The 25,820-nt window shown below is 65.2% G+C and carries 26 protein-coding genes and 6 tRNA genes; 9 read left to right on the top strand and 23 right to left on the bottom strand.

Annotated elements, in window-relative coordinates:
* The first annotated feature begins 12 nt into the window (after nucleotides 1–12).
* Nucleotides 13–243: a YheU family protein gene (locus PJ259_RS01610; RefSeq protein WP_007162735.1), complete on the top strand. Its 231-nt coding sequence runs from the start codon at nucleotides 13–15 to the stop codon at nucleotides 241–243.
* Between the two features lie 15 nt (nucleotides 244–258).
* Here the strand turns inward: PJ259_RS01610 and PJ259_RS01605 are convergent, their stop codons facing one another.
* The 13 genes from PJ259_RS01605 to PJ259_RS01545 form a co-directional block, all read right to left on the bottom strand.
* Nucleotides 259–588: a YnfA family protein gene (locus PJ259_RS01605; protein WP_271654469.1), complete on the bottom strand. Its 330-nt coding sequence runs from the start codon at nucleotides 586–588 to the stop codon at nucleotides 259–261.
* On the bottom strand, nucleotides 582–1,724 hold the full coding sequence (locus PJ259_RS01600) for a GNAT family N-acetyltransferase (RefSeq protein WP_271654468.1): 1,143 nt from the start codon (nucleotides 1,722–1,724) through the stop codon (nucleotides 582–584). Before PJ259_RS01600 ends, PJ259_RS01605 begins: the two co-directional genes overlap by 7 nt.
* Nucleotides 1,725–1,858: 134 nt before the next feature.
* Nucleotides 1,859–1,934: transfer RNA gene (locus tag PJ259_RS01595), tRNA-Glu, on the bottom strand.
* Between the two features lie 34 nt (nucleotides 1,935–1,968).
* Nucleotides 1,969–2,044, bottom strand: a tRNA-Ala gene (locus PJ259_RS01590).
* 40 nt (nucleotides 2,045–2,084) lie between these two features.
* Nucleotides 2,085–2,160, bottom strand: a tRNA-Glu gene (locus PJ259_RS01585).
* Nucleotides 2,161–2,194: 34 nt separating this feature from the next.
* Nucleotides 2,195–2,270: transfer RNA gene (locus PJ259_RS01580), tRNA-Ala, on the bottom strand.
* A gap of 40 nt (nucleotides 2,271–2,310) precedes the next feature.
* A tRNA-Glu gene (locus tag PJ259_RS01575) sits at nucleotides 2,311–2,386 on the bottom strand.
* A gap of 41 nt (nucleotides 2,387–2,427) precedes the next feature.
* Nucleotides 2,428–2,503, bottom strand: a tRNA-Ala gene (locus PJ259_RS01570).
* Between the two features lie 99 nt (nucleotides 2,504–2,602).
* Nucleotides 2,603–3,481, bottom strand: a complete 879-nt coding sequence (locus PJ259_RS01565; RefSeq protein WP_271654467.1) for a ParB/Srx family N-terminal domain-containing protein — start codon at nucleotides 3,479–3,481, stop codon at nucleotides 2,603–2,605.
* A 70-nt stretch (nucleotides 3,482–3,551) separates the two neighbouring features.
* The gene (locus PJ259_RS01560; RefSeq protein WP_271654466.1) at nucleotides 3,552–4,673 is read right to left on the bottom strand and encodes a beta-ketoacyl-ACP synthase III; all 1,122 of its coding nucleotides are present in this window, start codon (nucleotides 4,671–4,673) and stop codon (nucleotides 3,552–3,554) included.
* A 72-nt stretch (nucleotides 4,674–4,745) separates the two neighbouring features.
* Complete coding sequence (locus tag PJ259_RS01555; RefSeq protein WP_271654465.1) at nucleotides 4,746–5,735, bottom strand: DctP family TRAP transporter solute-binding subunit; 990 nt, start codon at nucleotides 5,733–5,735, stop codon at nucleotides 4,746–4,748.
* 185 nt (nucleotides 5,736–5,920) lie between these two features.
* The gene (locus tag PJ259_RS01550) at nucleotides 5,921–6,052 is read right to left on the bottom strand and encodes a hypothetical protein (protein WP_257721112.1); all 132 of its coding nucleotides are present in this window, start codon (nucleotides 6,050–6,052) and stop codon (nucleotides 5,921–5,923) included.
* Between the two features lie 61 nt (nucleotides 6,053–6,113).
* A complete protein-coding gene (locus PJ259_RS01545) occupies nucleotides 6,114–6,353 on the bottom strand; it encodes a DUF2789 domain-containing protein (protein ID WP_017641794.1) in 240 nt (79 codons plus the stop codon).
* 141 nt (nucleotides 6,354–6,494) lie between these two features.
* Between PJ259_RS01545 and cprA the strand changes: the two genes are divergently transcribed.
* Nucleotides 6,495–7,646 carry a cationic peptide resistance protein CprA gene (cprA, locus tag PJ259_RS01540; protein ID WP_271654464.1) on the top strand — a complete coding sequence of 384 codons (1,152 nt, stop codon included), beginning with the start codon at nucleotides 6,495–6,497 and terminating at the stop codon, nucleotides 7,644–7,646.
* A gap of 52 nt (nucleotides 7,647–7,698) precedes the next feature.
* Here cprA and PJ259_RS01535 read toward each other — a convergent pair whose 3' ends face one another.
* Nucleotides 7,699–8,637: a bestrophin family protein gene (locus tag PJ259_RS01535; RefSeq protein WP_271654463.1), complete on the bottom strand. Its 939-nt coding sequence runs from the start codon at nucleotides 8,635–8,637 to the stop codon at nucleotides 7,699–7,701.
* A 259-nt stretch (nucleotides 8,638–8,896) separates the two neighbouring features.
* Between PJ259_RS01535 and PJ259_RS01530 the strand changes: the two genes are divergently transcribed.
* Entirely contained in the window at nucleotides 8,897–9,526 is a 630-nt protein-coding gene (locus PJ259_RS01530) for a DsbA family oxidoreductase (protein ID WP_271654462.1), read from the top strand.
* 4 nt (nucleotides 9,527–9,530) lie between these two features.
* On the opposite strand, the gene def is transcribed toward PJ259_RS01530, so the two are convergent.
* The gene (gene def / locus PJ259_RS01525; RefSeq protein WP_059314398.1) at nucleotides 9,531–10,070 is read right to left on the bottom strand and encodes a peptide deformylase; all 540 of its coding nucleotides are present in this window, start codon (nucleotides 10,068–10,070) and stop codon (nucleotides 9,531–9,533) included.
* Between the two features lie 58 nt (nucleotides 10,071–10,128).
* Between def and PJ259_RS01520 the strand changes: the two genes are divergently transcribed.
* Nucleotides 10,129–11,319, top strand: a complete 1,191-nt coding sequence (locus PJ259_RS01520; protein WP_271654461.1) for a serine hydrolase domain-containing protein — start codon at nucleotides 10,129–10,131, stop codon at nucleotides 11,317–11,319.
* Here PJ259_RS01520 and PJ259_RS01515 read toward each other — a convergent pair.
* From PJ259_RS01515 to PJ259_RS01490, 6 genes are all read right to left on the bottom strand, one after another.
* Nucleotides 11,310–12,143 (bottom strand): hypothetical protein, encoded by an 834-nt coding sequence (locus PJ259_RS01515; protein WP_271654460.1) that lies wholly within the window; start codon nucleotides 12,141–12,143, stop codon nucleotides 11,310–11,312. The two genes, PJ259_RS01520 and PJ259_RS01515, sit on opposite strands and share 10 nt — an antisense overlap.
* 3 nt (nucleotides 12,144–12,146) lie before the next feature.
* Nucleotides 12,147–13,049: a response regulator gene (locus PJ259_RS01510; protein WP_271654459.1), complete on the bottom strand. Its 903-nt coding sequence runs from the start codon at nucleotides 13,047–13,049 to the stop codon at nucleotides 12,147–12,149.
* A gap of 548 nt (nucleotides 13,050–13,597) precedes the next feature.
* Nucleotides 13,598–14,206: a hypothetical protein gene (locus tag PJ259_RS01505; RefSeq protein ID WP_271654458.1), complete on the bottom strand. Its 609-nt coding sequence runs from the start codon at nucleotides 14,204–14,206 to the stop codon at nucleotides 13,598–13,600.
* 343 nt (nucleotides 14,207–14,549) lie between these two features.
* Entirely contained in the window at nucleotides 14,550–17,189 is a 2,640-nt protein-coding gene (gene pepN / locus PJ259_RS01500) for an aminopeptidase N (RefSeq protein WP_271654457.1), read from the bottom strand.
* Nucleotides 17,190–17,201: 12 nt separating this feature from the next.
* Complete coding sequence (locus tag PJ259_RS01495; RefSeq protein WP_271655818.1) at nucleotides 17,202–18,035, bottom strand: DUF2797 domain-containing protein; 834 nt, start codon at nucleotides 18,033–18,035, stop codon at nucleotides 17,202–17,204.
* Nucleotides 18,036–18,277: 242 nt separating this feature from the next.
* Nucleotides 18,278–18,541 (bottom strand): YeaC family protein, encoded by a 264-nt coding sequence (locus PJ259_RS01490; protein WP_271654456.1) that lies wholly within the window; start codon nucleotides 18,539–18,541, stop codon nucleotides 18,278–18,280.
* A 297-nt stretch (nucleotides 18,542–18,838) separates the two neighbouring features.
* Here PJ259_RS01490 and pdeM point away from each other — a divergent pair, with 297 nt between their 5' ends.
* Nucleotides 18,839–19,498, top strand: coding sequence for a ligase-associated DNA damage response endonuclease PdeM (pdeM, locus tag PJ259_RS01485; protein WP_160923015.1), 660 nt, complete (start codon nucleotides 18,839–18,841; stop codon nucleotides 19,496–19,498).
* Between the two features lie 18 nt (nucleotides 19,499–19,516).
* Here the strand turns inward: pdeM and PJ259_RS01480 are convergent, their stop codons facing one another.
* Nucleotides 19,517–19,741 carry a hypothetical protein gene (locus PJ259_RS01480; protein ID WP_059314389.1) on the bottom strand — a complete coding sequence of 75 codons (225 nt, stop codon included), beginning with the start codon at nucleotides 19,739–19,741 and terminating at the stop codon, nucleotides 19,517–19,519.
* 67 nt (nucleotides 19,742–19,808) lie between these two features.
* A complete protein-coding gene (locus PJ259_RS01475; protein WP_271654455.1) occupies nucleotides 19,809–20,690 on the bottom strand; it encodes a polyprenyl synthetase family protein in 882 nt (293 codons plus the stop codon).
* Between the two features lie 135 nt (nucleotides 20,691–20,825).
* Between PJ259_RS01475 and fni the strand changes: the two genes are divergently transcribed.
* From fni to PJ259_RS01455, 4 genes are read left to right on the top strand one after another with little or no spacing between them, the layout of a single operon-like run.
* The gene (fni, locus tag PJ259_RS01470; RefSeq protein ID WP_271654454.1) at nucleotides 20,826–21,875 is read left to right on the top strand and encodes a type 2 isopentenyl-diphosphate Delta-isomerase; all 1,050 of its coding nucleotides are present in this window, start codon (nucleotides 20,826–20,828) and stop codon (nucleotides 21,873–21,875) included.
* 26 nt (nucleotides 21,876–21,901) lie between these two features.
* The gene (locus PJ259_RS01465) at nucleotides 21,902–23,170 is read left to right on the top strand and encodes a nucleotide disphospho-sugar-binding domain-containing protein (RefSeq protein ID WP_271654453.1); all 1,269 of its coding nucleotides are present in this window, start codon (nucleotides 21,902–21,904) and stop codon (nucleotides 23,168–23,170) included.
* Nucleotides 23,160–24,326 (top strand): lycopene beta-cyclase CrtY, encoded by a 1,167-nt coding sequence (gene crtY / locus PJ259_RS01460; RefSeq protein ID WP_271654452.1) that lies wholly within the window; start codon nucleotides 23,160–23,162, stop codon nucleotides 24,324–24,326. Before PJ259_RS01465 ends, crtY begins: the two co-directional genes overlap by 11 nt.
* Entirely contained in the window at nucleotides 24,323–25,819 is a 1,497-nt protein-coding gene (locus PJ259_RS01455) for a phytoene desaturase (protein WP_271654451.1), read from the top strand. The genes crtY and PJ259_RS01455 overlap by 4 nt, the downstream gene beginning before the upstream one ends.
* Nucleotide 25,820 lies beyond the last annotated feature (1 nt).

Here is a 25,820-nt window from a genome sequence, read left to right as displayed (position 1 = left end):
AGGCACCTCTCCATGATCATCCCCCACGACCAGCTCGCTGCCGCCACCCTCGACAACCTACTGGAAGACTTCGTCACCCGCGACGGTACCGACAACGGTGACGAAACGCCCTTGGCGACCCGCACCCAGCGTGCCCGGCGCGCCCTGGAAACCGGCGAAGCCGTCATCCTCTTCGATCCGGACAGCGCTCTGTGCCAGCTGGTGCTAAGGCGCGACGTGCCACCCGAGTTGCTCGACGACTAGGGTCTTACGGACCTCCTAGGTACTGCCCCGCGGCGCCAGCAGGATCACCAGCGCCCCGGCCACGCAGAGCAGGCCACCCGCCAGGTCCGTCCAAGTCGGCCGGGTGCGCTCGACCAGCGCCAGCCAACCCAGCGAGGCCACCACATAGATGCCGCCATAGGCGGCATAGGCGCGACCGGCGTAGGCCGATTCGATACGGGTCAGCAGCAGGGCGAAGAACACTAGGCTGGCGAGACCTGGGACTATCCACCAGGGACTGCGATCCAGACGCAGCCAGAGCCAGAAGGCGTAGCAGCCCGCGATCTCGAACAGCGCGGCCAGCAGGAACCAGAGATAGTTCAGCATGAGGCCGCGCCATCCTCCTGGCGGTAGGGCAAGGCCTCGGCGGCTTGTCGGGCATAAGCCTGGACCCCTGCTCGCTCCTGATCGAGAAACTCGGCCACGGCCGCTCTGAGCCCCGGATGCACCAAGTAGTGCCAGGAACGGGTCAGCGTAGGTTCGAAGCCGCGAATCAGCTTGTGCTCGCCCTGGGCGCCGGCATCGAAGCGCTGCAGTCCTTCGGCGATGGCGTACTCGATGCCCTGGTAGAAGCAGGTCTCGAAATGCAGCTGGTCGAATTCCTGCAGGCAGCCCCAGTAGCGACCATAGAGGGTGTCGCCGTCTCTCAGGTAGAAGGCCATGGCTACCGGCCGGCTGCCCTGGCGCACCAGCACCACACGAATGGCCTCGGGCACCCGTTCCGCCAGCAGGCTGAAGAAGGCGCGCGTCAGATAGGGATCCTGGCCGCGCACCTCATAGGTATTGGCATAGCAGGCATAGACGAAGTCCCACTCCGCCTCGCTCAACTCATCGCCCTTGCGCCACTCGAAACTCACCCCCAGGCCAGCAACCTGATCGCGCTCCTTGCGCAGCTGCTTGCGCTTGCGCGAGGTCAAGGCTGCGAGGAAATCGCCATAGTCGCGGTAGCCGCGGTTATGCCAGTGGAACTGGCAACCGAGGCGGGCCAGCCAGCCATCGCGATCCTGCAGCACGGCATCGGCCTTGGGGTCGGTGAAGTTGACGTGCAGGCTGGAGAGCTCCAGACCGGCCAGGCTGCCCGTGGTGGCGTCGAGCAGGGTCGCGCAGGCGGCTGGCTCACCCAGCAGGCGCGCGCCTTGTACCGGGGAGAAGGGCACGGCAGCCAGCAGCTTGGGATAGTAGTCGATCCCGGCCCTGCGGCAGGCGTCGGCCCAAGCCCAGTCGAAGACGTATTCGCCATAGGAGTGCGCCTTGAGATAGGCCGGCATCGCGGCGAGCAGCTGTCCCTGGGCATCCTTGAGGATCTGGTGCGCCGGCTGCCAGCCGGTCCCCTGCCCCAGGCTGCCACTGTCTTCCAGGGTGGAGAGGAATTCATGCCGCAGAAAGGGCTGGTCGTCCACCAGCAAACCGTTCCACTGCTCGGCAGACACCTGGGCCAGGCTGTAGAGATACTCGACGATCATCCCACTCCCCTTGCTTGGACTCGGCGTACAGGTCTAACACAATTCAATGCCCTGACGGGCACCTGGGAAAGACCCTGGTGAATGGCTTTCGTGCGGACGAAAAAAAACCGCCGTGAGGCGGTTTCTTTCGAGTGTGGCGTCCCCTAGGGGACTCGAACCCCTGTTACCGCCGTGAAAGGGCGGTGTCCTAGGCCACTAGACGAAGGGGACGTTACCCTGGTGCGACCCTTGCGGATCACGAAATTGGTGGAGCTAGACGGGATCGAACCGTCGACCTCTTGCATGCCATGCAAGCGCTCTCCCAGCTGAGCTATAGCCCCAAGTACAGCATCTTGTCACGTCTGGGATACGTGACCGATATGGCGTCCCCTAGGGGACTCGAACCCCTGTTACCGCCGTGAAAGGGCGGTGTCCTAGGCCACTAGACGAAGGGGACGTTACCCTGGTGCGACCCTTGCGGATCACGAAATTGGTGGAGCTAGACGGGATCGAACCGTCGACCTCTTGCATGCCATGCAAGCGCTCTCCCAGCTGAGCTATAGCCCCAAGTACAGCATCTTGCCACGTCTGGGATACGTGACTGATATGGCGTCCCCTAGGGGACTCGAACCCCTGTTACCGCCGTGAAAGGGCGGTGTCCTAGGCCACTAGACGAAGGGGACGAAACCTTCTACCGATTTCCCCCGCAGGCGAAATCGAAATTTGGTGGAGCTAGACGGGATCGAACCGTCGACCTCTTGCATGCCATGCAAGCGCTCTCCCAGCTGAGCTATAGCCCCGTCGGTCAGGACGGTGCGCATGTTAAGAGGCCCGGCCTCCCCTGTCAACACCAAAGAGAAAAAAAGCTGCTAGTAACAGACACTTATGCCCTGAATCGGCTAGATCGCCCGGGACAGGGCCGCACGCTTGGCGCGGGCGGCCAGCAGGTAGGTGAACTTGCCATCGCTGGCAGAAAGCTTGCGCAGTACCTTCTTGTCCACCGCTCGATAGCCGCCCATCTCCAGCGCGGTACGCCCCGAGCTGCCGATCAGCATGCCGGGGTTCGCCACCATCAACTTGGCCGCCTGCTCGACGAGCTTGGCGTAGCGCTTGCGATCATCGAGATCGTAGCCCTGCAAGGGCAGCAGCATGCGCAGCCATTCGGCCCAGTAGAACTCCAGGAATTCCGACGGCAATACCCGACCGTCTGGAGTACGTGGCTTGTCGTAGCCGATCTGGCGCGTGAAATACACCAGGGCGCGATAAGGATCGTCCGCCATGGCGGTGAGCCCCAGGGATGCTGGGAGCTGTTCGGGCAGGATCGGCCGCCCTTGGGGGTCCTTGAGCCAGGCCTTGCGTTCATCCAGCAGGCGAATCCAGAACTCCGCCATGGTCGCGGACGCACTGAAATCGTCGGTGACCCTGACCCATACCCAGGTCTCGGGGCCACCGCCGGGATGTTCCCAGAAGGCGGAAAAGGTGTGGTGGCCGTCGGTGAGATAGAGCTGCTGCTCCGGCCCTATGACGACGGTCTTCATTTCGTCCGGGTAGGTTCCGGGCGGCCTTGCGCCCAGGGTATCGCCTGCGGACCGCAGGCTGGTGCTGGGCTGGAATCCACCACTCAGGTGCTGGCCGTTGGCTTCACAGTAGTCGTCGAACAGCTTGCGCCGGTCGCAGGCGTACTTGCCAAGCTTGTACAGCACCTGGTCATGACCGATCGCGGGCTGGGTGGGGCGCAGCTGTCGCAGCTGTACCCGGAGCAGGCTTCCTGGCTGCACGGGGTCTCCCTTACTCAAGATGTCTTCCCAGGTCCGACAACGGTCATCCCGGGAAGACTCCTGCCGTCGATCAGACCTTCCGCAGAATCACGCTGCCGATGGAGTAGCCCGCGCCGAAGGAGCTGAGCACGCCGAGGCTACCGCTGGCCAGATCCTCATGATGCAGATGCAGCGCGATGACCGAGCCTGCCGAGCTGGTGTTGCCATAGGTATCCAGGATGACCGGCGCCTCACTGGCCTCAGGCTCGCGCCCCAGCAGGCGTTTGACGATGAGGTGGTTCATCGCCAGGTTGGCCTGGTGCAACCAGAACCGCGACACCCGCTCGACCGGAATGTCCAGCTCGGCAAGGTGGTTGGCGATCAGTTCGGCTACCAGCGGACAGACCTCCTTGAACACCTTGCGCCCTTCCTGGACGAACAGCTTGTCCGGATTGGTCATGCCCTCCTCCGCCGCGCGGTTGAGGAAGCCGAAGTTGTTGCGGATGTTGTTGGAGAACTGGGTGAACAGCCGGGTGCCGAGGATCTCGAAACGATGCGCCGAGGTGGCCTGGTCGGCGCGTTCCACCACCAGGGCGGTGGCGGCATCGCCAAAGATGAAGTGGCTGTCGCGGTCACGGAAGTTGAGGTGGCCCGTGCAGATTTCCGGATCGATCACCAATACCGCCCGGGCCTGGCCCAGTTGCACGGCGTTGGCGGCGGTCTGCAGGCCAAAGGTCGCCGATGAGCAGGCGACGTTCATGTCGAAGCCATAGCCCTGGATACCCAGGGCAGCCTGGACCTCGATGGCTACCGCCGGATAAGGGCGCTGCAAATTGGAGCAGGCGACGATGACACCGTCGATGTCGGCGGCGGTACGTCCCGCTCGTTCCAGGGCTTCGCGGGCCGCAGCGACGCCCATCTCGCAGAGGATCGAGGGTTCGTCATTGGTCCGTTCGGGAATGCGCGGCACCATGCGCGCCGGATCGAGAATGCCGGCCTTGTCGACCACATGGCGGCTACGGATGCCGGAGGCCTTCTCGATGAAGGCGGCGCTGGATTCCGGCTGGGGCGCCAGGCTGCCCCGGGCGATGGCGTCGGCATGCTCGGCGTTCCACTGGCCGGCCCACTGGTTGAACGACGCGACCAGTTCGTCGTTGGAAATGCTTTCGGGCGGCGTATAGAGCCCACTACCGCTGATGACCGCGTGCTGCACGGCTATTCCTCTTGTTGTCGGGATGACGCCGTGCCAGTTTGCCGCAAATCCAGGGTGGACGCCCGTGCAATCTCAGCGCCGATTGGCCGCCTCGGCGGCCCGCAGGACGTCGCTGCCCACCTCGCCCTCGTATTTCTTGATCAGGGGCGTTACGGCGGCGCGCCAGGCCTCGCGCTCGGCGGGCGTTGGCACCAGGATCTTGCTGGTGCCGGATGCCGCCACCCGCTCGCGAGCCTTGGCGTTGATGCCCTCCGCATCGCGGTTCACGGACTGGGTCACCTCGTCGAGGATCGCCTCCATTTCGCTACGGATCTCGAAGGGCAGAGCGTTCCAGAAGCTGGTGTTGGTAATGAGCATATAGGTCAAGAAGCTGTGATTGTCCTCGACGATGTAGGGCTGCACGGTGTTGATCTTCTGGCCCAGCAGGTTCGACCAGGGATTTTCCGCGCCCTGCACCTTGCCGGTCCGCAAGGCGTCGTAGACCTGGGCGAACGGTAGCTTGACCGCCTGGGCGCCCAGCTGCTGGTAGTAGGCGGCGAGGACTTCGGAAGATTCGACGCGGAAGGTCAGGCCCTTGAGATCGGCAGGCGCGTGGATTTCCCGCGTGGCGGAAAGCTGACGGCCACCGTTGTTCCAGTACGCCAACCCGGTGATGCCGTGGGTGACCAGGCTGCCCAGCAGTTCACGGCTCTTGTCACGGCGCTGGAAGCGTTTGACCGCCTCCAGGTTGTCGAACAGATAGGGGAGATCGTAGATCTTGAGCGCCTTGGACAACGTATTCAGCTTGGAGACCGAAGGGGCCAGCATCTGCACTTGGTTGCTGCGCAAGGCCTCCAGTTCGTCGGCGTCGCCTACCAGGGTGGAGCTGGGATAGACCTCGACCTTGACCTTGCCGGCCAGACGCTCCTGCACCAGCTTCTGGAACTGCAACGCACCGCGCCCCTTGGGCGTGTCGTCCGTGACCACATGGGCGAACTTGATGACGATGGGGTCTGCGACGGCCAGCGGCGCGGCCAGCGCGAGCAACGACCCGGCCAGGGTGGCGAAGAAGGTCTTGATCATGGGATTCCCTGCGATGAACGATCCATTGGGCCGCTTGCGTGCCCCGTCGCAGTGCGTACGCGACGCGATCACCTTAGCAGTCACAACGCGAATGACTGGTCAGCGGAGGGAAGTGGCACGACGAATGTGCAAGAAAGCAGGATCAGGGGTAGGAACAGCGCCGTCGAAACGGCGCCAGGCATCCATCAGGGCGAAATGGGATCACTTGCGGGAAAGGTTTCCTCGACGGATTCGTCGAGCTGCTCTTCGCTTACCTCGTCTTCATCGTCGGCGACGGGCGGATCGTTCGGCTGCTGCTGGGCATAGACGGCGTTCATGGCAAATCTCCAGACGCGGAAAGGGAAGGACTACAGAGCCGAAAGGATTCGGCCCTGTACGTTAGTCATGGCGATGCAGGCGGACGTTCAGCTCGTCGACGATCGGTGCCCAATCGGCATCTTCCATGATCTCGTCCTTCAGGAACGCCTTTTGCGACGGTGACCAGAAGTCGGCTTCCGAGACCTTCACCTCGTCGGGCAGCGGTGAATGGCTGGCGATGAAAGCATCGATGGCAGCCGGATCGGAATCCAGGCCCAGTTGCTCGAAAAGGGTCGTCAGGTCGTGAACGGGAAGTTCCATAGGGGTCTCCAGGCAGGTATCGGTCGGTAAAGGCAAGCATCTAGAAAGACGCCAGTCTTGAGGGGTTCCCCGGCCTTAATAAATCCTTCAGCGACGTACCTTAAGGTTAGGCCCACGTTCACCCTACCAGGGCCTTCCCCAATGTCGCTTCCCGTCTCCTCCATCCAGTTCACCGCCCCGCAGCACCGTATCCTCGTCACCGGAGCCACCGGCTTTCTCGGCGGCGCCGTCACCCTGCGCCTGCTGGAGCTGGGACATATCGAAGGCCTGAGATTCCTCGTCCGCGCCGCTACCCAGGCGGAAGGCCTGGAGCGCCTGCTGCAGAACCTGCGCATGCACGACGTCGACGAACATCTGGCCGCCCGGCTGCAACCCGCGCAGATCCTCTGCGGCGATCTGCTCGATACCCAGTGGATCGAGGCGGCCAGGCCCCAGCTGCTGGCGCTGGACGAGGTCATCAACTGCGCGGCCGTGGCCTCCTTCTCGCGCAACCCCAAGATCTGGCCGGTCAATGTCGAAGGCACCTTCGCCCTGGCCGAGGCCTGCGCCCAGTCCCGTCGCTTGAAACGCTTCCTGCATGTCAGCACCGCCATGGCCTGCGGCCCCCAGCGCGAATCGCCGGTCGCCGAGACCTGGGACTTTCCCGAGCCGGACCAGCAGCTGGTGGACTACACCGCGTCCAAGGCGGCCATCGAACTGAAGTTGCGCAATGAGTTGCCGCTGCTGCCGCTGGTGGTGGCGCGCCCCTCCATCGTCGTGGGTCACCGCCGTTCGGGCTGCAAGGCCTCAGGAAGCATCTTCTGGGTATTCCGCATGGGCTTCGCCCTGGAGCGCTTCACCTGCGGCCTCGATGAACAGATCGATGTCATCCCGGTGGACTACTGCGCCGAAGCCCTGGTGGAACTGGCACTGAAGCCCAAGCTGAACTACAGCCTGTACCACATCTCCGCGGGTAATGCGGGCGCCTGCACCTTTGGCGAGATCGACGAAGCCTATGCCGGTGCCATGGGTGATGCCCCGGTGGGTGATCGTTATCGGCAGGTGGACAGTGCCGACCTCAAGGAACTGGCCGCGGACTTCAACGAACGCATCGGCCCGGCCAATCCGCGCCTGGTGCTGCGCGCGCTCAAGCTGTACGGCGGCTTCGCCGACCTGAACTACCTGTTCGACAATCAGCGCCTGCTCGACGAAGGCATCGCTGCCCCGCCGCGCTTCACCGACTACCTGGACGTCTGCGTGCACTCCTCGCGGGACATCAGCATCCCCGCGCAGATGCAGTGGGACTTCAAGTAGAGCGCCGGTTCGGGCACCCGGCCGTACTGGCCGCCGGGTGCTATCCAGGCCGTCAGACGGAATCCCTTTCCGGCGAATTCATCCGCGAATCCCGCACGATCTCGCTGACCGAGGCGTAACCGCCACGGGCATCGCGCAGCATGGTGCGCAGATTGCCTTCGATGGTGTTGCAGATGGTGCCCATGGTGATCTGGTGCCGACTGCGCTGGAAGGGGTTCTGCAGATCGGTGCCGACCTTTTCCATCGCCAGGAAGATGAAACCCACCACCGTGGAGGCCAGCGGCGTGTACCACTCCAGACTTTCCACCAGGCCGATGGGCATCAGCACGCAGAACAGAAAGATGAACAGCCGCGGGAAGTTCACATAGGGATAGGGCAAGGGCGTATTGGCGATCCGCTCCATGCCGCCCTGCCAGTTGGACATGTCGACGAAGGTGGCCTCGAGACGCTCCAGGCGAATGCTGTCCAGCCGACCGGCGCGGTACTCCAGGGCGATCAGGCTGGAGGAACCGCTGAGGATGGCGTTGGCGAAGTTGTTGGTCTCCTTGCGCATCGCCCACTCCTCCTTGCCCAGGTAGGTACGCACCTCCTTGGGCAGGGGATCCCCGCTGAGCTGACAGGCCAGGCAGCGAACATAGGCAAGGTGGCGCTCGATGAGGACCGTCTTGATGGCGTTGAAGTGTTCATCGCCGTCGTCGATGAGCGTCAGCGCCTGCCGGGTGAAGCTGCGCGAGCTGTTGACCATGCCACCCCAGAGGGTACGCGCCTCCCACCAGCGCTGATAGGCACTGGTGTTGCGGAAGCTGGTCAGCACGATCAGCGCCGAGCCGATCAGGGTCAGCGGGATGTTGGGCAGTTGCGCCCGCTGGTCGACGAAGATCATGTAGTCGACGGTGATAGCGATGTCCCATAGCAGCAGCCAGAACACCGACCAGCCCACGTAGGAGAAGGTCTGCCGAAGGAATGTCAGTTTGCGGTCGAAAAAACCCAAGGTGATAGCCCTTAGCGCGTGAAAGAAGAGGTGCAGCGATACGAACCTGAGCGCCGAGACTGGTTCAAGGCAAGCCTCTGGATCGCGGAGCGCCACCCACTTCACGCAATTGAGCGGCGGGAATTCGGTTTCCAGATATGAAGAACAACCGACAGGACGGTGCTCGGCGCCTGTCTGTCTGGCTCGGAAAATCCATCATCGCCGAACATCCGCGCCTGCTCGCGGTCCGACGGACACCATGCCCTTCCGGAGCACTGCCATGACCGCCACCCCGCGCGTTCGTCTGGATGTCTGGAGCGACTACGTCTGCCCCTTCTGCTATCTGGAACTGCCCCAGCTGGCGCGCCTGCAGGAGGAATTCGGCGACAGCCTTGCCATCGAATGGCATGCCTTCGAGCTACGCCCCGATCCCACCCCTACCCTCGACCCCGCGGGCGACTACCTGCGCCGGACCTGGGATCGCGCGGTCTACCCCATGGCCGCCGAGTACGGCATGGTGCTGCGTCTGCCGCCGGTACAACCGCGCAGCCGCCTGGCCTTGGAAGCGGCGGAGTTCGCGCGCGACCACGACCGCTTCGACGCCTTCCACCTCGCGGTCTTCCAGGCCTTCTTCGAAGAGGGTCGCGATATCGGTGACCTGGAGGTCCTGCTCGATCTGGCACGCCGCAACGGGCTCGACAGCGAGGCACTCAAGACCAGCCTCGCCCGTGGCGAGCATACCGATGTGGTGCTGCACGCCGAGGATCGCGCCGAAGCCCTGGGCATCACCGCCGTGCCGACCCTGCTGCTCAGATCCGCACGAGCCCCTATCGAAGAAGCCCAGGCGCTGGACGGGGCAGTGCCCTTCGCCCAGCTCGCGGCGGCCGTGCGGGCGCAGCTGGACGCCTGAGCGCCTAGCGCTGGGCAGCCGGCGTCAGCTCGGGAAAGAGCACCTCGGTGAAGCCGAAGCGGGCGAAGTCCTGGATGCGCGAGGGGTAGAGGCGACCGATCAGATGGTCGTACTCATGCAGCACAACCCGCGCATGGAAGCCCTCCGCCTCCCGCTCCACCGGGCGGCCGTCACCGTCCACGCCGCGATAGCGAATTCGCCGCGGCCGCGGCACCTCGCCGCGCAGACCCGGAATCGACAGGCACCCCTCCCAGCCCAGCTCTTCGCTGGCATCGAGCACCTCGATATGCGGATTGATCAAGACCTGCAGCGGCACGGGCGGGGCATCGGGGTAGCGGGCGTTGCGTTCGAAGCCGAAGACCATGAGCTGCAGGTCCTCCCCGATCTGCGGCGCGGCCAGACCAACGCCCCCGGCGGCGGCCATGGTGTCGAACATGTCCTGGATCAGCCCATGCAGCTCGGCCGAGCCGAGGCGCGCGGCAGCCACCGGCGGCGCCACCCGTAGCAGTCGGGGATCACCCATCTTCAAAATGTCGCGAATCATGCGAGGATTCCTTCTTTGGCCGGTCCAGCAGCCGGCATCCGTCAGGAGCTTAAACCAGATGTCTTCCCTACTGCTCGCCAGCGCCTTCGGTCTCGGCCTTAGCGTTCCCCTCGCCCAGGCCGAGGACGCCGCGCTCGCCGCCCGCCTGGATCCGATCCTGGAGCGCGCCATCGCCCAGCAACGCATCGTCGGCACCGTGGTCATGGTCGCTCGCCAGGGACGGGTGGTGTATCACCGCGCGGCCGGCTTCGCCGACCGTGAGGCCGGCCGCGCCATGCAGCAAGACCAGCTGTTCCGCTTCGCCTCCCTCACCAAGCCGGTGGTGGCCGTCACGGCACTCCGCCTGGCGGATCAGGGCAAGCTGGACCTGCAGGCTCCCGTCAGTCGCTACCTGCCCTACTTCACCACGCGCCTGGGCGACGGCACGCCGGCCGTGCCCACCCTGGCGCAGCTGCTCAGCCATACCTCCGGGCTGCACTACGGCTTTGGCGAAGAGCGGGATGGTCCCTATCACCAAGCCGGAGTATCCGACGGCCTCGATGGCGCTACCCTGACCCTGGAAGAGAATCTAAGGCGCCTGGCGGGCGTGCCGCTGGACTTCGGCCCCGGCAGCCACTGGCGCTACTCCCTTGGCCTGGACGTAATGGGTGGTGTGATCGCCGCCGCGACGGCGCTGCCGCTGCCCGCCGTGGTCCAGCGCGAGGTATCGGCACCGCTCGCGCTGCAGGATCTGACCTTCCACGTCACCGACCCCGCGCGCCTGGCGACTGCCTATCGCGACGGCTATCCGCGCCCCGAACCCATGAGCGAGCCCTATCTGCTGCCCCTGCCCAAGGGCGGCATCCTCTATTCCCCGGCGCGCGCCCTTTCGGCGAACGCCTTCGCCTCGGGCGGTGGCGGCATGCAAGGAAGCGCAGGTGACTATCTAGCCTTCCTGGAGGCACTCCGCCAGGGCAAGCTGCTGCAACCAGCCAGTCAACGGCTGTTCATGGAAGATCAGATCCCAGGGCTGCAACGCGAAGACGCCCCTGGCTGGGGGTTCAGCCTGGGCGCGGCGGTGCTGCGCAATGCCCGGCTGGCGAAGACACCGCAGACGCCTGGCACCCTGCAGTGGGGTGGCGTCTACGGCAACGCCTGGTTCATCGACCCGGCGCGCGAATTGAGCGTGGTGATCCTGACCAACACGGCGATCGCCGGCATGAGCGGGCCCATCCCCGACGCCATCCGCGATGCCCTCTATCAGGACTGACTGACGGCTAGCCTGGCCTGTAACGCGCGCAACTGCTCCTGCAGTGCGGCATGCTCGCGCTGCAGGGCCTGGTAGTTGTCGGTGACCGCATCGGTGTCGATGAATACCTGCTCGATGAACTCCTTCTCCACCAGGGTCCGCGACAACTTCGCGCGTTCTTCTTCGAGGCTTTCACGCAGGGTTTCCAGCTCCTCCTGCAATCGTCCATCCCCCTCCGGCGCAGCGGCCGGGGCCAGCTGCTGCCGCTGGCGCAGCAGCTCTTCGCCGAGCCGCTGCACCTTCGTCTTGAGCTGATCGCGCTCGCGGCGCATTTCCAGCAGGGCTCCCTGGACCCGATCATGGTCGAGACTCAGGCGCTGCAACTTCGCCTCCGCACCGCGCATTTCGCGATTCTGCACGTGCAGGTTGCTGATCAGCTTGTGCGCTCGATCCAGCTTGGACTTGAGATCGTCCAGCCTGAACTCCAGATTCTCGCGGTGGGACAGCAGGTCGTCGATATAGGGCTGGTTGGTCTTCTTCCAGTCCGGGTAGTCATCACCCTCGACCCCGTCGAGGCGGCCCACCAGGTCCAGGCTGTCGCTCATGGCCTGGCCCAGGGGTTCGACATCCGCTTGCCGCGCATCGTCAATCAGGCTGGCCGCGGTCTCGGCCTGGCTACCGAGTGCCAGGGACTCGCCGGGCTCGGCGGCCTCCTCGTCCTCGGTCACCGCTACGGGGGGTGGAAAGAGCCGTTGCCAGAGCAGCGTCATGACCAGGGCGATGAGCAATACGTTGGACAGGGTGACCAGCAGGAAACCCCATTCGACGAAGCGCGAGTCGTCCATTCCCTAGCTCAGCAGGAAGGCGATGAAACCGTCGCCGAGTTCGGGAAAGGACAGGCTGAAATCGGCTCGACCGTTGTTTTGGCGCCATAGGCTGTAGAGCTTCTCGAAAGGCTTCTGCACCAGGTGGCTGGTACTGAGCACCAGCGGTGCGCCACCCTTGCCGGCGGAGATCATGCCGTTGAGGTCCGCCAGAAAGGCGGTAGCATTCTCGTAGATCTCCCGACTCAGGGTCCCGCTGGCGATGGCGGCATGGATGGCGGCGGGAGCAAGGCCCGCGAGGGACCCGCCGAGAATACAGGCCGCATTGAGATCCAGCAGACACACCGCTTCCAGCGCCTTGCTCTGCGGATGGCCATAGATGCCAATCACATAGGGCAAAGCCAGGCGGTCGACCGGAATCGGAGCCATGGGCTCGATCTGGCAAACGATGGACGACCGGCCGAGCAATTGGCGAATACTTTGTGGATCGGGCTTGAAGCGGGTCGGCATCGGCAGGCTCTCGCGACCGGAGGATCCGATGGCCTGTTCGGCACTGGCGCCATCCTGGAGCACCGTGAGCACCGCCTGCTGCAAGGTGTCCTGGGTAAAGGGCTTGGTGACGACGAAGGCCGCGCCATTGCGGTAGGCCTCCTGGATGTTGCGCGCCGAGGACTCGGTGGTGACAAAGCCAACATGGATATCGGCCCCCACCCGCTGGCGGATCGCCTGGAGCAGTTCTAGGCCACTCATGCCGGGCATGTGCCAGTCGGTGAGCACCAGATTCGGCGTCCAGTTCCTCAGCAGGGCCAGAGCCTCACTACCGGTGGACGCGACCCGCAACTCGATATCCTTGTAGCCCGTACTGACCAGAATGCGCTTGATGATGGTCTGGACCGCTCGACTGTCGTCTACTACGAGGAACTTCATGCTTCATCCCTGAGTTGTGGGTACCCGGCTATCCCTTCTTGGACATACGCCTCGGCTGCAGACTTGAATCACGCGCCCGATGTCATTTGGCCAGTAACCGCCGAACGGCGGGATTCCTGCGATAGCTCGGCATCGGCGCAGGAAAGGCGATTCCCAATGACGGGAAAAGGCAATTCCAGCATCGCGCAATAGAGCCTTAGAAGCTCTATCTCGCGGGTTTCAACCTTATTATCCGCTTCGACCAGACAGAGCAACCCCTCCAGGACCAGGGTGCGTGCCGCTACGCTGAGCGGGCCTGCTGGCACACCAGCATCACAGCCTGCAACGTCTCGCGCTCATGACGTAGAGAGCCTTTACCGCCTCTACCAGATTGGGATCAGGTCGTGACGGCGCGTCAGCTGGACATCGATCTGGATAGAGGCGTTGCGGCAAGCGTTACGTACCGTGGATAGGGCGCTGTAGAGACAAGCCATAAGGACCGCCGCTCAGCGCGACGGATGCGCTGAGCGGCAAGATGGCTGGTGAAGCACCGCCCGGGAAATCACCGGTCAAGGTGCGGATGGCGCGCCCGCGTCGGTCGGACTGCGTGGAAGCGCGTCCGCCTTGCGGCTGTGCTTTACCTCAGCCATCAGCGCATCCCGCTCCTGGCGGATCTGGGCGAGGGTGGTCTGGGTCCGGATCAGCTCCTCTTGCAGGCGCTGGGCCTGGGCCTCGGAGGCGCGCAGCTCGCGATTCTGCGCCCGCAGGCCGGTCACCACCTTGTGCGCGCGGGTGAGCCTCATGACCATGTTGTCCACCTTGAGCTCCAGGGCTTCGCGGTGCGACAGCAACTCCTCGACATAGGGGTCGTCGCTCTTCTTCCACTCGGGATAGTTGGCGTCGTAGACCTCTTCCGGACCTTCGTCGAAGAGGTCGACATTACGGTTCGCAACCGGGGCGGTGCTGGTGGGCAGCTGTGGCGGCGGGGTGTCGGCAGGCAGGTTTTCTACCGCCACGGGAACAGGCGGCGGCTGTTCCTCGCTGGCGGCCTCGCTCTTGGTCGCGGCGTCGCCAGCAACGTAGCGCTGCCACAGGAGAAACACCACCAGGGCAATCAGCAGGATGTTGCACAGGGTTATGAGGACGAAGCCCCAATCCATCAGCTGTGCATGATTCATCTACCGCTTCCCTCTCTGACGGTGGGTGGGCCTGGTGGCCCATCGAGACCTATCGCCTGCCCTGTCGGCGGCTACACCTCGTCCTGCAGCTGATTTGAATACAGCCGTCAGCCGAAAACATCTCTATCAGCCAGGCGGCGCCTGCGCGGGGACGAGGTGCACGCGTCCACCTGGTGGATCGGGGGACAGACGATCTCTGGACTCTAGCCGCAAGGAAGATGACGGGCAAAAAAAAGCCCGACGGCTGGGCGTCGGGCTTTGGAGCGGCGAGCAGGTTGGGCGTCGCGTCGCTCAGCCCACCCTATGGATTTCGCAGCCCGAGCGGGCGCGCTGCCGAACCGATCTACGCCAGGCTCTTGCTCACCACCTCATAGACGTCGCTGGACAGCTCGCCGCTGGCCAGGATGCGCTCCAGTTCGGCGCGCATCAGGGCCTGGCGCGCGGGACCGTACTTCTTCCAGCGGATCAGGGGCGTGAGCAGGCGCGAGGCGATCTGTGGATTGAGCCGGTTGAGGGTAATGATCTGATCGGCCAGGAAGCGGTAGCCGCTGCCATCCTCGGCGTGGAAGTTGACCAGGTTGGCGTTGGCGAAGGCCCCGATCAGCGCCCGCACCTTGTTGGGGTTCTTCAGGGTGAAAACCGGGTTCTCCATCAGCGCCTGGACGCGAGCCAGGCCGCCCGGCAGCGGACTGGAAGCCTGGACGCTGAGCCAGGTGTCCATGACCAGCGGATCAGCCTTGAATTCCTCGTGGAAGCGCGCCAGCACCTCCGCCTTCTCCTGCTCGAAGCCGGAATTGACCAGGGCACTCAGCGCGGCCAGGCGCTCGGTCATGTTGTCGGCGTGCTCGAACTGCTCCAGGGCGGCATCGCGGGCTTCAGGCTCTTCCAGCAGCATCAGATAGCCCAGGGCGGCGTTCTGCAGGCTGCGACGCGCGATGTGGTCGGCGCTGGCCTGGTAGGGCGTGGCGCGCGATTCCTCGCGCGCATGGCGGTAGCGCTGCCAGAGCACGTCGCGCAGGGCCTCGGCGATGGCCCGGCGGGCCTGGCGACGAGCGCCGTGGATGGCCCCCGGATCGGCCTGCTCGGACAGCTCCACCAGGTAGGCCTCGGACGGCAGCGACAGCATCTCGGCGACCATGGCCGGATCGAGGGACTCGTCCGCCGCCACGGTGCGCAGGGCCTCCACCAGACGGGTGTCCAGCGGCTGGCCGGCGATCATCTCCTGCAGCACCTGCACCGCCAGTTGCTGGCCAGCATCCCAGCGATTGAAGCCGTCGCTGTCATGCTGCATGAGGAAGGTCAGCTGCTCGCGGCTGTAGGGGAAGCTGAGCTTGACCGGCGCGGAGAAGCCACGCAGCAGCGAAGGCAGCGGCTGCTCGGGCACGTCGACGAAGGTGAAGGTCTGCTCGGCCTGGGTGACCGACAGCACCCGGTCGGTGCCCTGGGCTGCGGCTTCGCCTTCCAGGCGCAGGGGTAGCTCGCGACCCTGGCCATCCAGCAGGCCCAGCTGGACCGGGATGACGAAGGGCTCCTTGGTCGGCTGGCCCGGGGTGGGCGGACAGCTCTGGCGGAAGGTCAGGCGATAGGTCTTGGCCGCCGCATCGTACTGCTCGCTGACCGCCAGGCGCGGCGTGCCGGACTGGCTGTACCAGCGCTTGAACTGGCTGAAGTCGGCGCCATTGGCGTCTTCCAGCGCCTTGACGAAATCATCGCAGGTCACCGCCTGGCCATCGTGACGCTCGAAGTAGAGATCGGTGCCCTTGCGGAAGCCATCGGGGCCCAGCAGGGTGTGCAGCATCCGCACCACCTCGGCGCCCTTCTCGTACACCGTCAGGGTGTAGAAGTTGGAGATCTCGATGAAGTGATCCGGACGCACCGGGTGGGCCATGGGACCGGCGTCCTCGGCGAACTGGTTGGTGCGCAGGAAGGCCACGTCCTCGATGCGCTTGACCGTCGGCGAATTCATGTCGGAGCTGAAGCCGGCATCACGGAACACGGTGAAGCCTTCCTTGAGCGACAGCTGGAACCAGTCGCGGCAGGTCACGCGGTTGCCCGACCAGTTGTGGAAGTACTCGTGGGCGACGATGGCCTCGACGCGCTGGTGAGCGGCGTCGGTGGCGGTGCGCGGGCTGGCCAGCACGGCGCTGGAGTTGAAGATGTTGAGCCCCTTGTTTTCCATGGCGCCCATGTTGAAGTCGTTCACCGCCACGATCATGAAGATGTCCAGATCGTATTCGCGGCCATAGGCCTCTTCGTCCCAGCGCATGGATTTCTTCAGGCTGTCCATGGCGTGCTGCAGCTTGCCGATGTTTTCCGGCTCGACATAGATACGCAGGGCCACGTCGCGGCCGCTGCCGGTGCGGTAGCTGTCTTCCACGCACCAGAGGTCACCGGCCACGAGGGCGAACAGATAGGCCGGCTTGGGGAAGGGATCTTCCCAGGTGGCCCAGTGCCGACCACCCTCGGTGTCACCGCTGGCCACGGGGTTGCCATTGGAGAGCAGGATCGGGTACTTGGCCTTGTCGGCCTCCACCGTGGTGGTGAAGACGCTCATCACGTCAGGACGATCCAGGTAGTAGGTGATCTTGCGGAAGCCCTCGGCCTCGCACTGGGTGCAGAACATCTTGCCGGAGACGTATAGCCCTTCCAGGGCGGTGTTGCTTTCCGGATGGATGCGCACCGAGGTCTTGAGCACGAAGGCCTCGCCCTGCGGCTGCAGGGTCAGGCTGCCCGCCTCGACCTGGTAATCACCTGCGGCCAGGGCCTGATCGTCCAGCGCGACCGCCAGCAATTCCAGCTCCTCGCCGTGCAGCACCAGCGGCGGCAAGCCGGCGCCACGCGCCGGATTACGCTGCAGGCGCAGCTCGGCGTGCACCAGGGTCTGGTCGTCGTGCAGCTCGAAGCGCAGGCGGGTTTCCTCGATGAGGTACTCGGGCGCCTGGTAGTCCTTGAGGTAGATGGTCTGGGGCTGGTCGGTGCGCATGGGTTTACATCCTTACTCGAAAACGGACACGGCCAGCTGATAGGCCGTGTACTTGCGAATGTTGATCACGCCGGTGTCGAACATCAGGTATTGACCCTTGATGCCCAGCAGCGTGCCTTCCACCACAGGCGTCTTTTCCAGGTCATGACTGACCACCTTGGTGGGATAGACCGTGACCGGATAATGGATCTCGATGGGCGCCATGTCGACCACCGGCTGGATCGCCTGCAGGCCGAAACGGCCCTGGAGATCGTCCAGGCCCTGGGCGCAGGCATCGAAGATGCGCTCGCGTACCGCCACCAGGTCTTCCGGCGCGGCGACGCCCTTGAGCATGGCGCGCCAGTTGGTGCGGTCGCCCACCTGGCTACGCAACACGTCTTCCACCAGGCCGGATTGTTGGCGGGTGGCGACCCTCAGGATCGGCAGCGCCTGGTAGGCGCCCTGGTCGATCCAGCGGGTGGGCAGCTGGGTGGCGCGGGTGATGCCCACCTTGAGGCCCGAGGAATTGGCCAGGTAGACCACGTGGGGCACCATGCAGTGGGCTTCGCCCCACTCCGGCTGGCGGCAGGTGCCGTGCTCGTAGTGGCACTTCTCCGGACTGACGATGCAGCTGTCGCACTGGGCCAGGGCAATGAAGCAGGGATAGCAATAGCCTTGGCTGAAGCTCTTGCGGGTCTTGCGACCGCAATGGGTGCAATGGATGGCGCCCAGGTATTCGAGGCGCACGCGGCGGCCGATCAGCGGGTTGACCGGCACCTCGCGCTCATCGAGGCGGAAGGCATAGTTGACGGGGTCGGCCAGGGTCACGGCCATCTTACGCAGGGCGCCACGGCCCAGTTCGGTCATCACGGTGGTGCTTCTCGGTTTCTAAGAGCCCGCTCAACGTCTTGCGAGCTAGCGACAAACAAGGCGAAAAGGCCTGAGGAAGCGGATCGGACCCGCGCTCGGGTTTACGAATGGTAAATGAGCATTCCGAAGGCCTTTTCAACGCCGTTTGGCCGACGCGCAGCAGACGTTGGGCGGGCTCTGATAAAGACGCGAGGTGCCTCTTCTGGCGAAGGGCACCTCGTCGGGTAGGGCGCGGCCGATCAGTGAATGGCGTCGGACTTGAACAGGATGTTCTCGATGGGCACCAACTTGGAGGCGCATTCCTGGGGACCCATGTAACCGGTCCGCTGGTCTTCGGGCAGGTGCTTGGCCTCGTAGGCGATCACTGCCTGCAGACAGAGCTCGACCTGGTCACGACTGAGTTTGCGGCCGTCGGGCCACTTGCCGATCTCCACGGCCAGCTTCAGGCCGTCGTAGATATCGGGGGTGATGTTTTCCAGCATCTGGGCGAAGGATGTCGACATGGGTCGCTCCGGACTCTAGTGAACCGCCAGTTTACCGGGCTGCCCGCCGCGGTGCACCTGGCCTGGCTCAATGGTGGTCATAGGCCCTACCGTGCGAACGGATCGCTGCCATGGGCCGCTCCTAAAACTGGCCTGAGTGGTAATGGCCGCGATAATCCCGAGTCCCCTCTTTACCTGCAGGCGTGGTCGCATCGGCGGATCGCCATCGCTACGGGCTGGCTGTGCTGCCCAGCATGCGACACGCTGAACCCTGGCACATGACCGCTATCAGAGCAGGGAGCTTTTTCTGGAGACGTCATGCCTGCCTATCACCCCCTCATCCTCGCCGGAGTCGAACTCTGGCTGCTCGCGGAAAAGGCGATCTATTGGCCAGCGCGCCAGGCGCTGCTGGTAGCGGACATCCACTTCGGCAAAGCCGCCGCCTTTCGGGCGCTGGGTCAGCCTGTGCCCCATGGCACCACGGCGGGCAACATCGCCCGGCTGGATGCCCTGCTGGCGCGCTACGACTGTCGCGAGATCATCTTCCTAGGCGACTTCCTGCATGCTCCAGAATCCCGCGCGCCCCTGACCCTGGACACCCTGGCGCGCTGGCGCGAGCGCCAGGCCGAGCTGCGCCTGCTGCTGATCCGCGGCAACCATGACCGACGCGCCGGGGATCCCCCGGCGAATCTGGGCATCGAGGTGGTAGGTGAGCCGCTGGAACTGGAGGGTCTCTCGCTGCAGCACGAACCCGATCCCCATCCGCACCTGCCGGTGCTGGCCGGGCACATCCATCCGGCGTTTCGGCTGCATGGCCGGGGGCGGCAGGCACTGCGCCTGCCCTGCTTCTGTCTGGAAAATGATGAGGTGCTGATCCTGCCGGCCTTTGGTGACTTCACCGGCGGGCACCTGCTGGCGCCCGACCCAGCTCGGCGGATCTTCGTGGTGGGGGATGGCGGTATCTGGCCCTTGCGCTAGAGCCAGATACCTTGAGAATCAGCCTTCTTCGGTGATCCCGGTGATGGTAATGCCATGGCGTTCCAGCAGGGCTACCGTGGGTTCGTCGTAATCCCTCGGTACTTCGCTGTCGTCGTACTCTTCCAGGGCATCGTCACGCACGATCTGGGCGACGCGTTCCATGTCCGGCTTCTGCTCGGCTTCGGTGGAAACCACCGAGGTGTTACCGTCACTGTTGCTGTAGGCAATCTTCCACTTCGACATCTTCACGCTCCTCTCACAGGAAAAAGGCTATCTAGGGTTTAGAGGGCCAGATCCGGGAGAATTCGCCCTAACGCGGACGAAAGACGATATCGAGTAGCCCGGCCAAGGCGCCGTCGGCGCAATCGGCCTGGGCGAGCGCTTCGCGCGCCTGCTTGAGATGGCTCTGCAGCTGGCGTTGGGCATGATCGCGACCCAGCAGGCTGACCAGGGTGGATTTGTCACCATCCTTGTCAGCATCCTTGCCCAGGCCCTTGCCATCGTCGAGGTCGTCGAGCAACTGGAAGGCCAGACCCAGCTGGCAGGCGAAGACCTGAAACGCCTCGCGCTGCTGCGCGGAGGTGACCAGGGTCGCGCTGGCCATGCCCATGGCGGCGGAAAACAGCGCGCCGGTCTTGAGCTGGTTGGTGAGGGCGATGGCATCGGCCGGGCGGGCCTGCCGTCCGCCATGCAGATCGTGGTACTGGCCGCAGACCAGACCAGCCGTGCCAACGGCATCCGCTAACTGGCAGACCATCTGGGTGCGAGTCTCGGCCGGCACCGCGGCCAGCCCGGCGACCAGGCGCAGGGCGTGGCTGAGCAGGGCCACTGCCGCCAGCATGGCGACGTCTTCACCGAACTGTACATGCAGGGTCGGCCGGCCACGGCGTAGCCGGGCATCGTCCATGCAAGGCATGTCGTCGAGGAACAGCGAGGCCGCATGGACCATCTCCACCGCACAGCCCAGGTCGAGCACGGCCTCGTCGGGCTGGCCCAGGTCGTCGGCCGCCAGCACCATCAGCAGCGGACGCAACCGCTTGCCGGGCGCCATGACGCCACTGCGGATGGCCTCGGCGACCGGATCATCACCGGCCGGCAACAGTACTGCCAGACGCTCGTCGATACGGGTACGCTGCCCTTGGAGCGTAGCGGCAAAATTGTCTGTCGCGTTCGGCACTAATACGGTCGCCATGAGTCGAGATACTCCATATGTGGAACCGACGAACGGTCGCACCTCGGTGGATTCGGTCTTCGCAAAGCGAACCCGTCGTCCCCTACCAGACCACAACGACCGACGAAAGGTCATTCAGGGCGGACTCTAGAAGACATGGTGGATTGGGAACTGGCAAGCCGCAAGAACGATCATCTGGACATCGTGCTGGATCCCCACAAGGCCCGCAGCGCCGTCACCACGGGCCTGGAGGCCTTTCGCTTCACCCATGACGCCCTGCCCGAACTGAATCTCGATGACGTCGACCTGGGCACGCGCCTGTTCGACCGTCCGCTGGCAGCGCCCCTGCTCATCAGCTCCATGACCGGCGGTCCAGAGCGGGCGGCGCTGATCAACCGGCATCTGGCCGAAGCGGCCCAGGCCCTGGGTATCGCCCTGGCCGTCGGCTCCCAGCGCATCGCCCTGCAGCAGGGGGGCGACCAGGGCCTGACCGGTGAATTGCGCCGCCTGGCGCCGGACGTACCGCTGCTGGCCAATTTCGGCGCCGCGCAGCTGGTGGCCGGCTATGGCCTCACCGAGGCGCGCCGTGCGGTGGAGATGATCGAGGCAGACGCCTTGATCGTGCATCTCAATCCGCTGCAGGAAGCCGTACAGGCCGGTGGTGATCGCACTTGGCGGGGCATTCTCGCCGCCCTGGAAAACCTGGTTACACATCTGGCCGTACCGGTCGTCGTCAAGGAAGTGGGCGCCGGGCTCTCCGGTCGCGTTGCTCGGCAGCTAATCGACGTGGGCGTAGCCGTGCTGGACGTAGCGGGCGCGGGCGGGACCAGCTGGGCTGCCGTGGAAGCCGAGCGCGCCCGTGACGCGCAGCAGCGTGCCATCGCCCGAGCCTTCGCCGACTGGGGCATCCCCACCGCCGAAAGCCTGCGTCAGGTACGCGCCGCCTGCCCGCAAGCAACGGTGATCGCCTCGGGCGGCATCCGCGACGGTATCGACGTGGCCAAGGCCATTCGCCTCGGCGCAGACCTCGCGGGTCAGGCGGCGGCCGCTCTCCCCGGTGCCACCGAGTCGACCGAGGCGGTGATCGCGCATTTCCAGGTGGTGATCGAGCAGCTGCGCATCGCCTGCTTCTGCACCGGTTCGGCCGATCTGGCGCAGTTGCGCCAGGCCGAGCTGCTGGACGCCACCTCGGCCCGGTGCCCATAGTGGCCGACACCCGACCGGACGCCGCCATGCATGTCGCCCTAATCTCGCCGCCGCTGCCGAGCCACCTGTCCACCCATCTGGTGCTGGGCGAGGCGCTGGTCGCGCTTGGCCATCGGGTCACCCTATTGCACCAGGTGGAGGTCGGCGACCGGCCGCTTCCGGTCGGGATCGACTTCCAGGCCATAGGCGCGACATGCCATCCGCGTGGCAGCCTGGGCCCCTTGCTCGCCCGTACCGCCAGCAGCAAGCCCTGGTCAGTGTTCGGGGTGATCGCCGACATGGCACGCAACACCGAACTGTTCTGCCGCGAAGGCCCGACCGCCCTGCGTGACCTGGGCGTCGATTGCCTCATCGCCGATCAGATGGAGCCGGCCGGCGGCCTGCTCGGAGAGCATCTCGGCCTGCCCTATGCCTCCTTGGCGTGCGCCGTGCCGATGAATCGCGAACCCCACCTGCCGCTGCCCACCCTGCCTTTCGCCTATCCCGGCAGCGAGCGGGAGCGGCAGATCGTCCAGGGCGCCACCCAGGTGTTCGACCTGATCATGCGTGGTCAGGGCAAGGTGATCCAGCGCCAGGCCCAGGCTTTCGGTCTTGGCGAGCGGCGTACCCTGGATGACTGCTTCTCGCCCTATCTGCAGCTGAGCCAGTGTCTGCCGGGCTTCGACTTTCCCCGCCGTGCGCCGCCGCCCCACTTCCACGAGGTAGGCCCGCTGCGTCCGCCGGCGGCTCGCGAACAGCATCTGGCGCTGGAGATAGATCCGCGCCGACCCTTCGTCTTCGCCTCCTTCGGCACGCTGCAGGGCGGACGGCTACCGCTGTTCCGCCGCGTCGCCCAGGCCTGTCGCCAGCTGGACGTTCAGGTGCTGATCGCCCACTGCGGGCGGCTGGATGGCACCGCCGAGCGCCGCCTGCTCGACGATGGCGCCACCTGGGTCACCGACTTCGCGCCCCAGGAAGCCGCCATTGCCCGCGCCGATGCCGTCATCACCCATGGCGGTTTTAATACCGTGCTGGACGCCCTGGCGGCCGGCAAACCCATGCTGGCCCTGCCCATGGTCTTCGATCAGCCGGGCATCGCCCGGCGCCTGGAACGGGTCGGCGCCGGCCTTTGCCTGGCGCCGCGACTAGCCAGCAAGGCACGCCTCGCCCAGGCCCTTGGCGCGGTCCTGGCCGATCCCAGCTATCGCCGGGCGGCCGAACGCTTCGTGCTCATCGCGACGACAGCCGGGGGTGCCACCGCCGCCGCACGGTTGGTGGATGGCCTGGCCCGGGGAGGACTGCATCATGCGTCCTGACCTGCTGATCGTCGGGGGGGGCCTGGCCGGGGGACTGCTCGCCCTGCGCCTGGCCGAAACCCGCCCGGAGCTGGACTGGCGCTTGGTGGAGGCCGGCCCGCGACTGGGTGGCAATCACACCTGGTCCTTCCACGAGCCAGACCTCACCGCGCCCCAGCATGCCTGGATCGCGCCCCTGGTCGCCCACCGCTGGCCGGGCTACGAGGTGCGCTTCCCCGAGCGGCAGCGGCAGCTCGGTAGCGGCTACGCCAGCATCAGCGCCGAGCGCTTCCATGAGGTGCTGAGCGCACGGCTGCCGGCCGAGCGCCTGTTGCTGGGCCGCGAGGTCTTGCGGCTGCAGGACGACGGCGTGGTCTTCGCCGATGGCTACACCCTGGCCGCCGGCGCAGTGATCGACGCCCGGGGGCCGCGACCCGATCCGGCGCTCTGGCTCGGCTATCAGAAATTTCTCGGCCAGGAGGTACGTCTTACCCAACCCCACGGCCTCGCCGAACCCATCGTGATGGACGCCACCGTCGATCAGCTGGACGGCTATCGCTTCGTCTACAGCCTGCCGCTGGCCCCGGATCGCCTGCTGATCGAAGACACCTACTATGCCGACGGCGAAAGCCTTCCCGTCGAACGTCTGCGCCAGCACCTGGCCGACTACGCCCGCCAGCAGGATTGGGAAATCGCCGAGGTGCTGCGGGAGGAACAGGGCGTGCTGCCCATCACCCTGGGCGGCGATCTCGACCGCTATTGGAACAACGTCACCGCAGGAGCGCCGATTGGCCTCGCCGCCGGGCTGTTCCATCCCACCACCGGCTACTCGCTGCCCGAAGCGGTGCGCCTGGCGGAGCACCTGGCCGCCCAGCCCTTCACCTCCAGTGCGGCGCTGCGCGATATCCTGCGGGACTATGCCCAGGGCCGCTGGCAGGGCCAGGGCTTTTTCCGCCTGCTCAACCGCATGCTCTTTCTCGCTGGCCGCCCCGAACACCGGGTGCGTGTCATGCAAAGGTTCTACGGCCTCGGCGAACCGCTGATCCAGCGGTTCTACGCCGGCCGCCTTACCGCCTTCGATCGCCTGCGCATCCTTTCCGGCAAACCGCCGGTACCGCTGAAACCGGCACTGGATGCTGCGCTGGCGCGTCCCCCTCAGTCCAAGGAAGCACCATGACCCAAGGTAACGTGCCCAAGCGGGCCATCGTCATCGGCGCCGGCTTTGGCGGTATCGCCCTGGCGATCCGCCTGCAGTCGGCCGGCATCGCCACCACCCTCATCGAGGGTCGCGACAAGCCCGGTGGCCGTGCCTACGTCTATGAGGACGCGGGCTTCACCTTCGATGCCGGCCCCACCGTCATCACCGATCCCTCGGCGCTCGAAGAGCTGTTCGCCCTCAGTGGTCGGCGGATGAGCGACTATGTCGAGCTCCTCCCGGTCAGCCCCTTCTACCAGCTGTGCTGGGAAGACGGCACCCGTTTCGACTACGTCAACGACCAGGCCCGGCTGGACGAACAGATCCGTGCCCTGGAACCAGACGACGTGGCCGGCTACCAGCGCTTTCTCGCCTATTCCCAGGCGGTGTTCGAGGAAGGCTATATCCGCCTGGGCGCCAAGCCCTTCCTCAAGGTGAGCGACATGCTCGCCGCCGGACCCAAGCTGCTCCAGCTCAGTGCCTGGCGCAGCGTCTACGCCCAGGTGTCGCGTTTCGTGAAGAGCGAAAAACTGCGCCAGGCGCTGTCGTTCCATACCCTGCTGGTGGGCGGCAATCCCTTCGCCACCTCCTCGATCTATGCGCTGATCCACGCGCTGGAGCGCAAGTGGGGCGTCTGGTTCGCCAAGGGCGGTACCCATCAACTGGTCCTGGGTCTGCTGAAGCTCTTTACCGATCTCGGCGGCGAAGTACGGCTGAACGCGCCGGTGGAACGCATCCTCACCGAAGGCAATCGCGCCACCGGCGTCTGCCTGGCCGATGGCAGCCAGATCGAGGCCGACCTGGTGGCCTCCAACGCCGACGTGGTACATACCTATCGCAAGCTGCTCGGTCACCACACCCATGGCGTGGTCGAAAGCAACCGCCTCAAGCGCAAGAGACACAGCATGTCGCTGTTCGTCATCCACTTCGGCCTGAGCCGGCCGCCGGTGGGCCTCGAACACCACATGGTCTGCTTCGGCCAGCGCTATCGCGGCCTCATCGACGAGCTGTTCAAGGGCCCCGGCGTACCGGACGACTTCTCGCTCTATCTGCACTCGCCCTGCGTCACCGACCCCTCGCTGGCGCCACCCGGCCAGAGTGCCCACTACGTGCTGGCGCCGGTACCGCACCTGGGCAATGCCGACGTCGACTGGAGCGTGGAAGGCCCGCGCCTGCGCGACAAGATCCTCGCCTACCTGGAAGAGCGCTACATGCCGGGGCTGCGCGAGCACCTGGTCACCTCGCGCATCTTCACCCCCGCCGATTTCCACCAGGAGCTGAATGCCTATCACGGGTCGGCCTTCTCGCTGGAGCCCATCCTCACCCAGAGCGCCTGGTTCCGGCCGCACAATCGCGATAGTGTCATTCCCAACCTCTATCTGGTCGGCGCGGGGACCCATCCCGGTGCCGGCGTTCCGGGCGTGGTGGGCTCAGCCAAGGCCACCGCCAGCGTCATCCTCGAGGAGCACGGTTAGC

The sequence above is a fragment of the Pseudomonas sp. JBR1 genome, assembly GCF_028198185.1.
Taxonomy (GTDB): Bacteria; Pseudomonadota; Gammaproteobacteria; order Pseudomonadales; family Pseudomonadaceae; genus Chryseomonas; species Chryseomonas oryzihabitans_E.
This window is presented reverse-complemented; position numbering and strand designations above follow the sequence as displayed.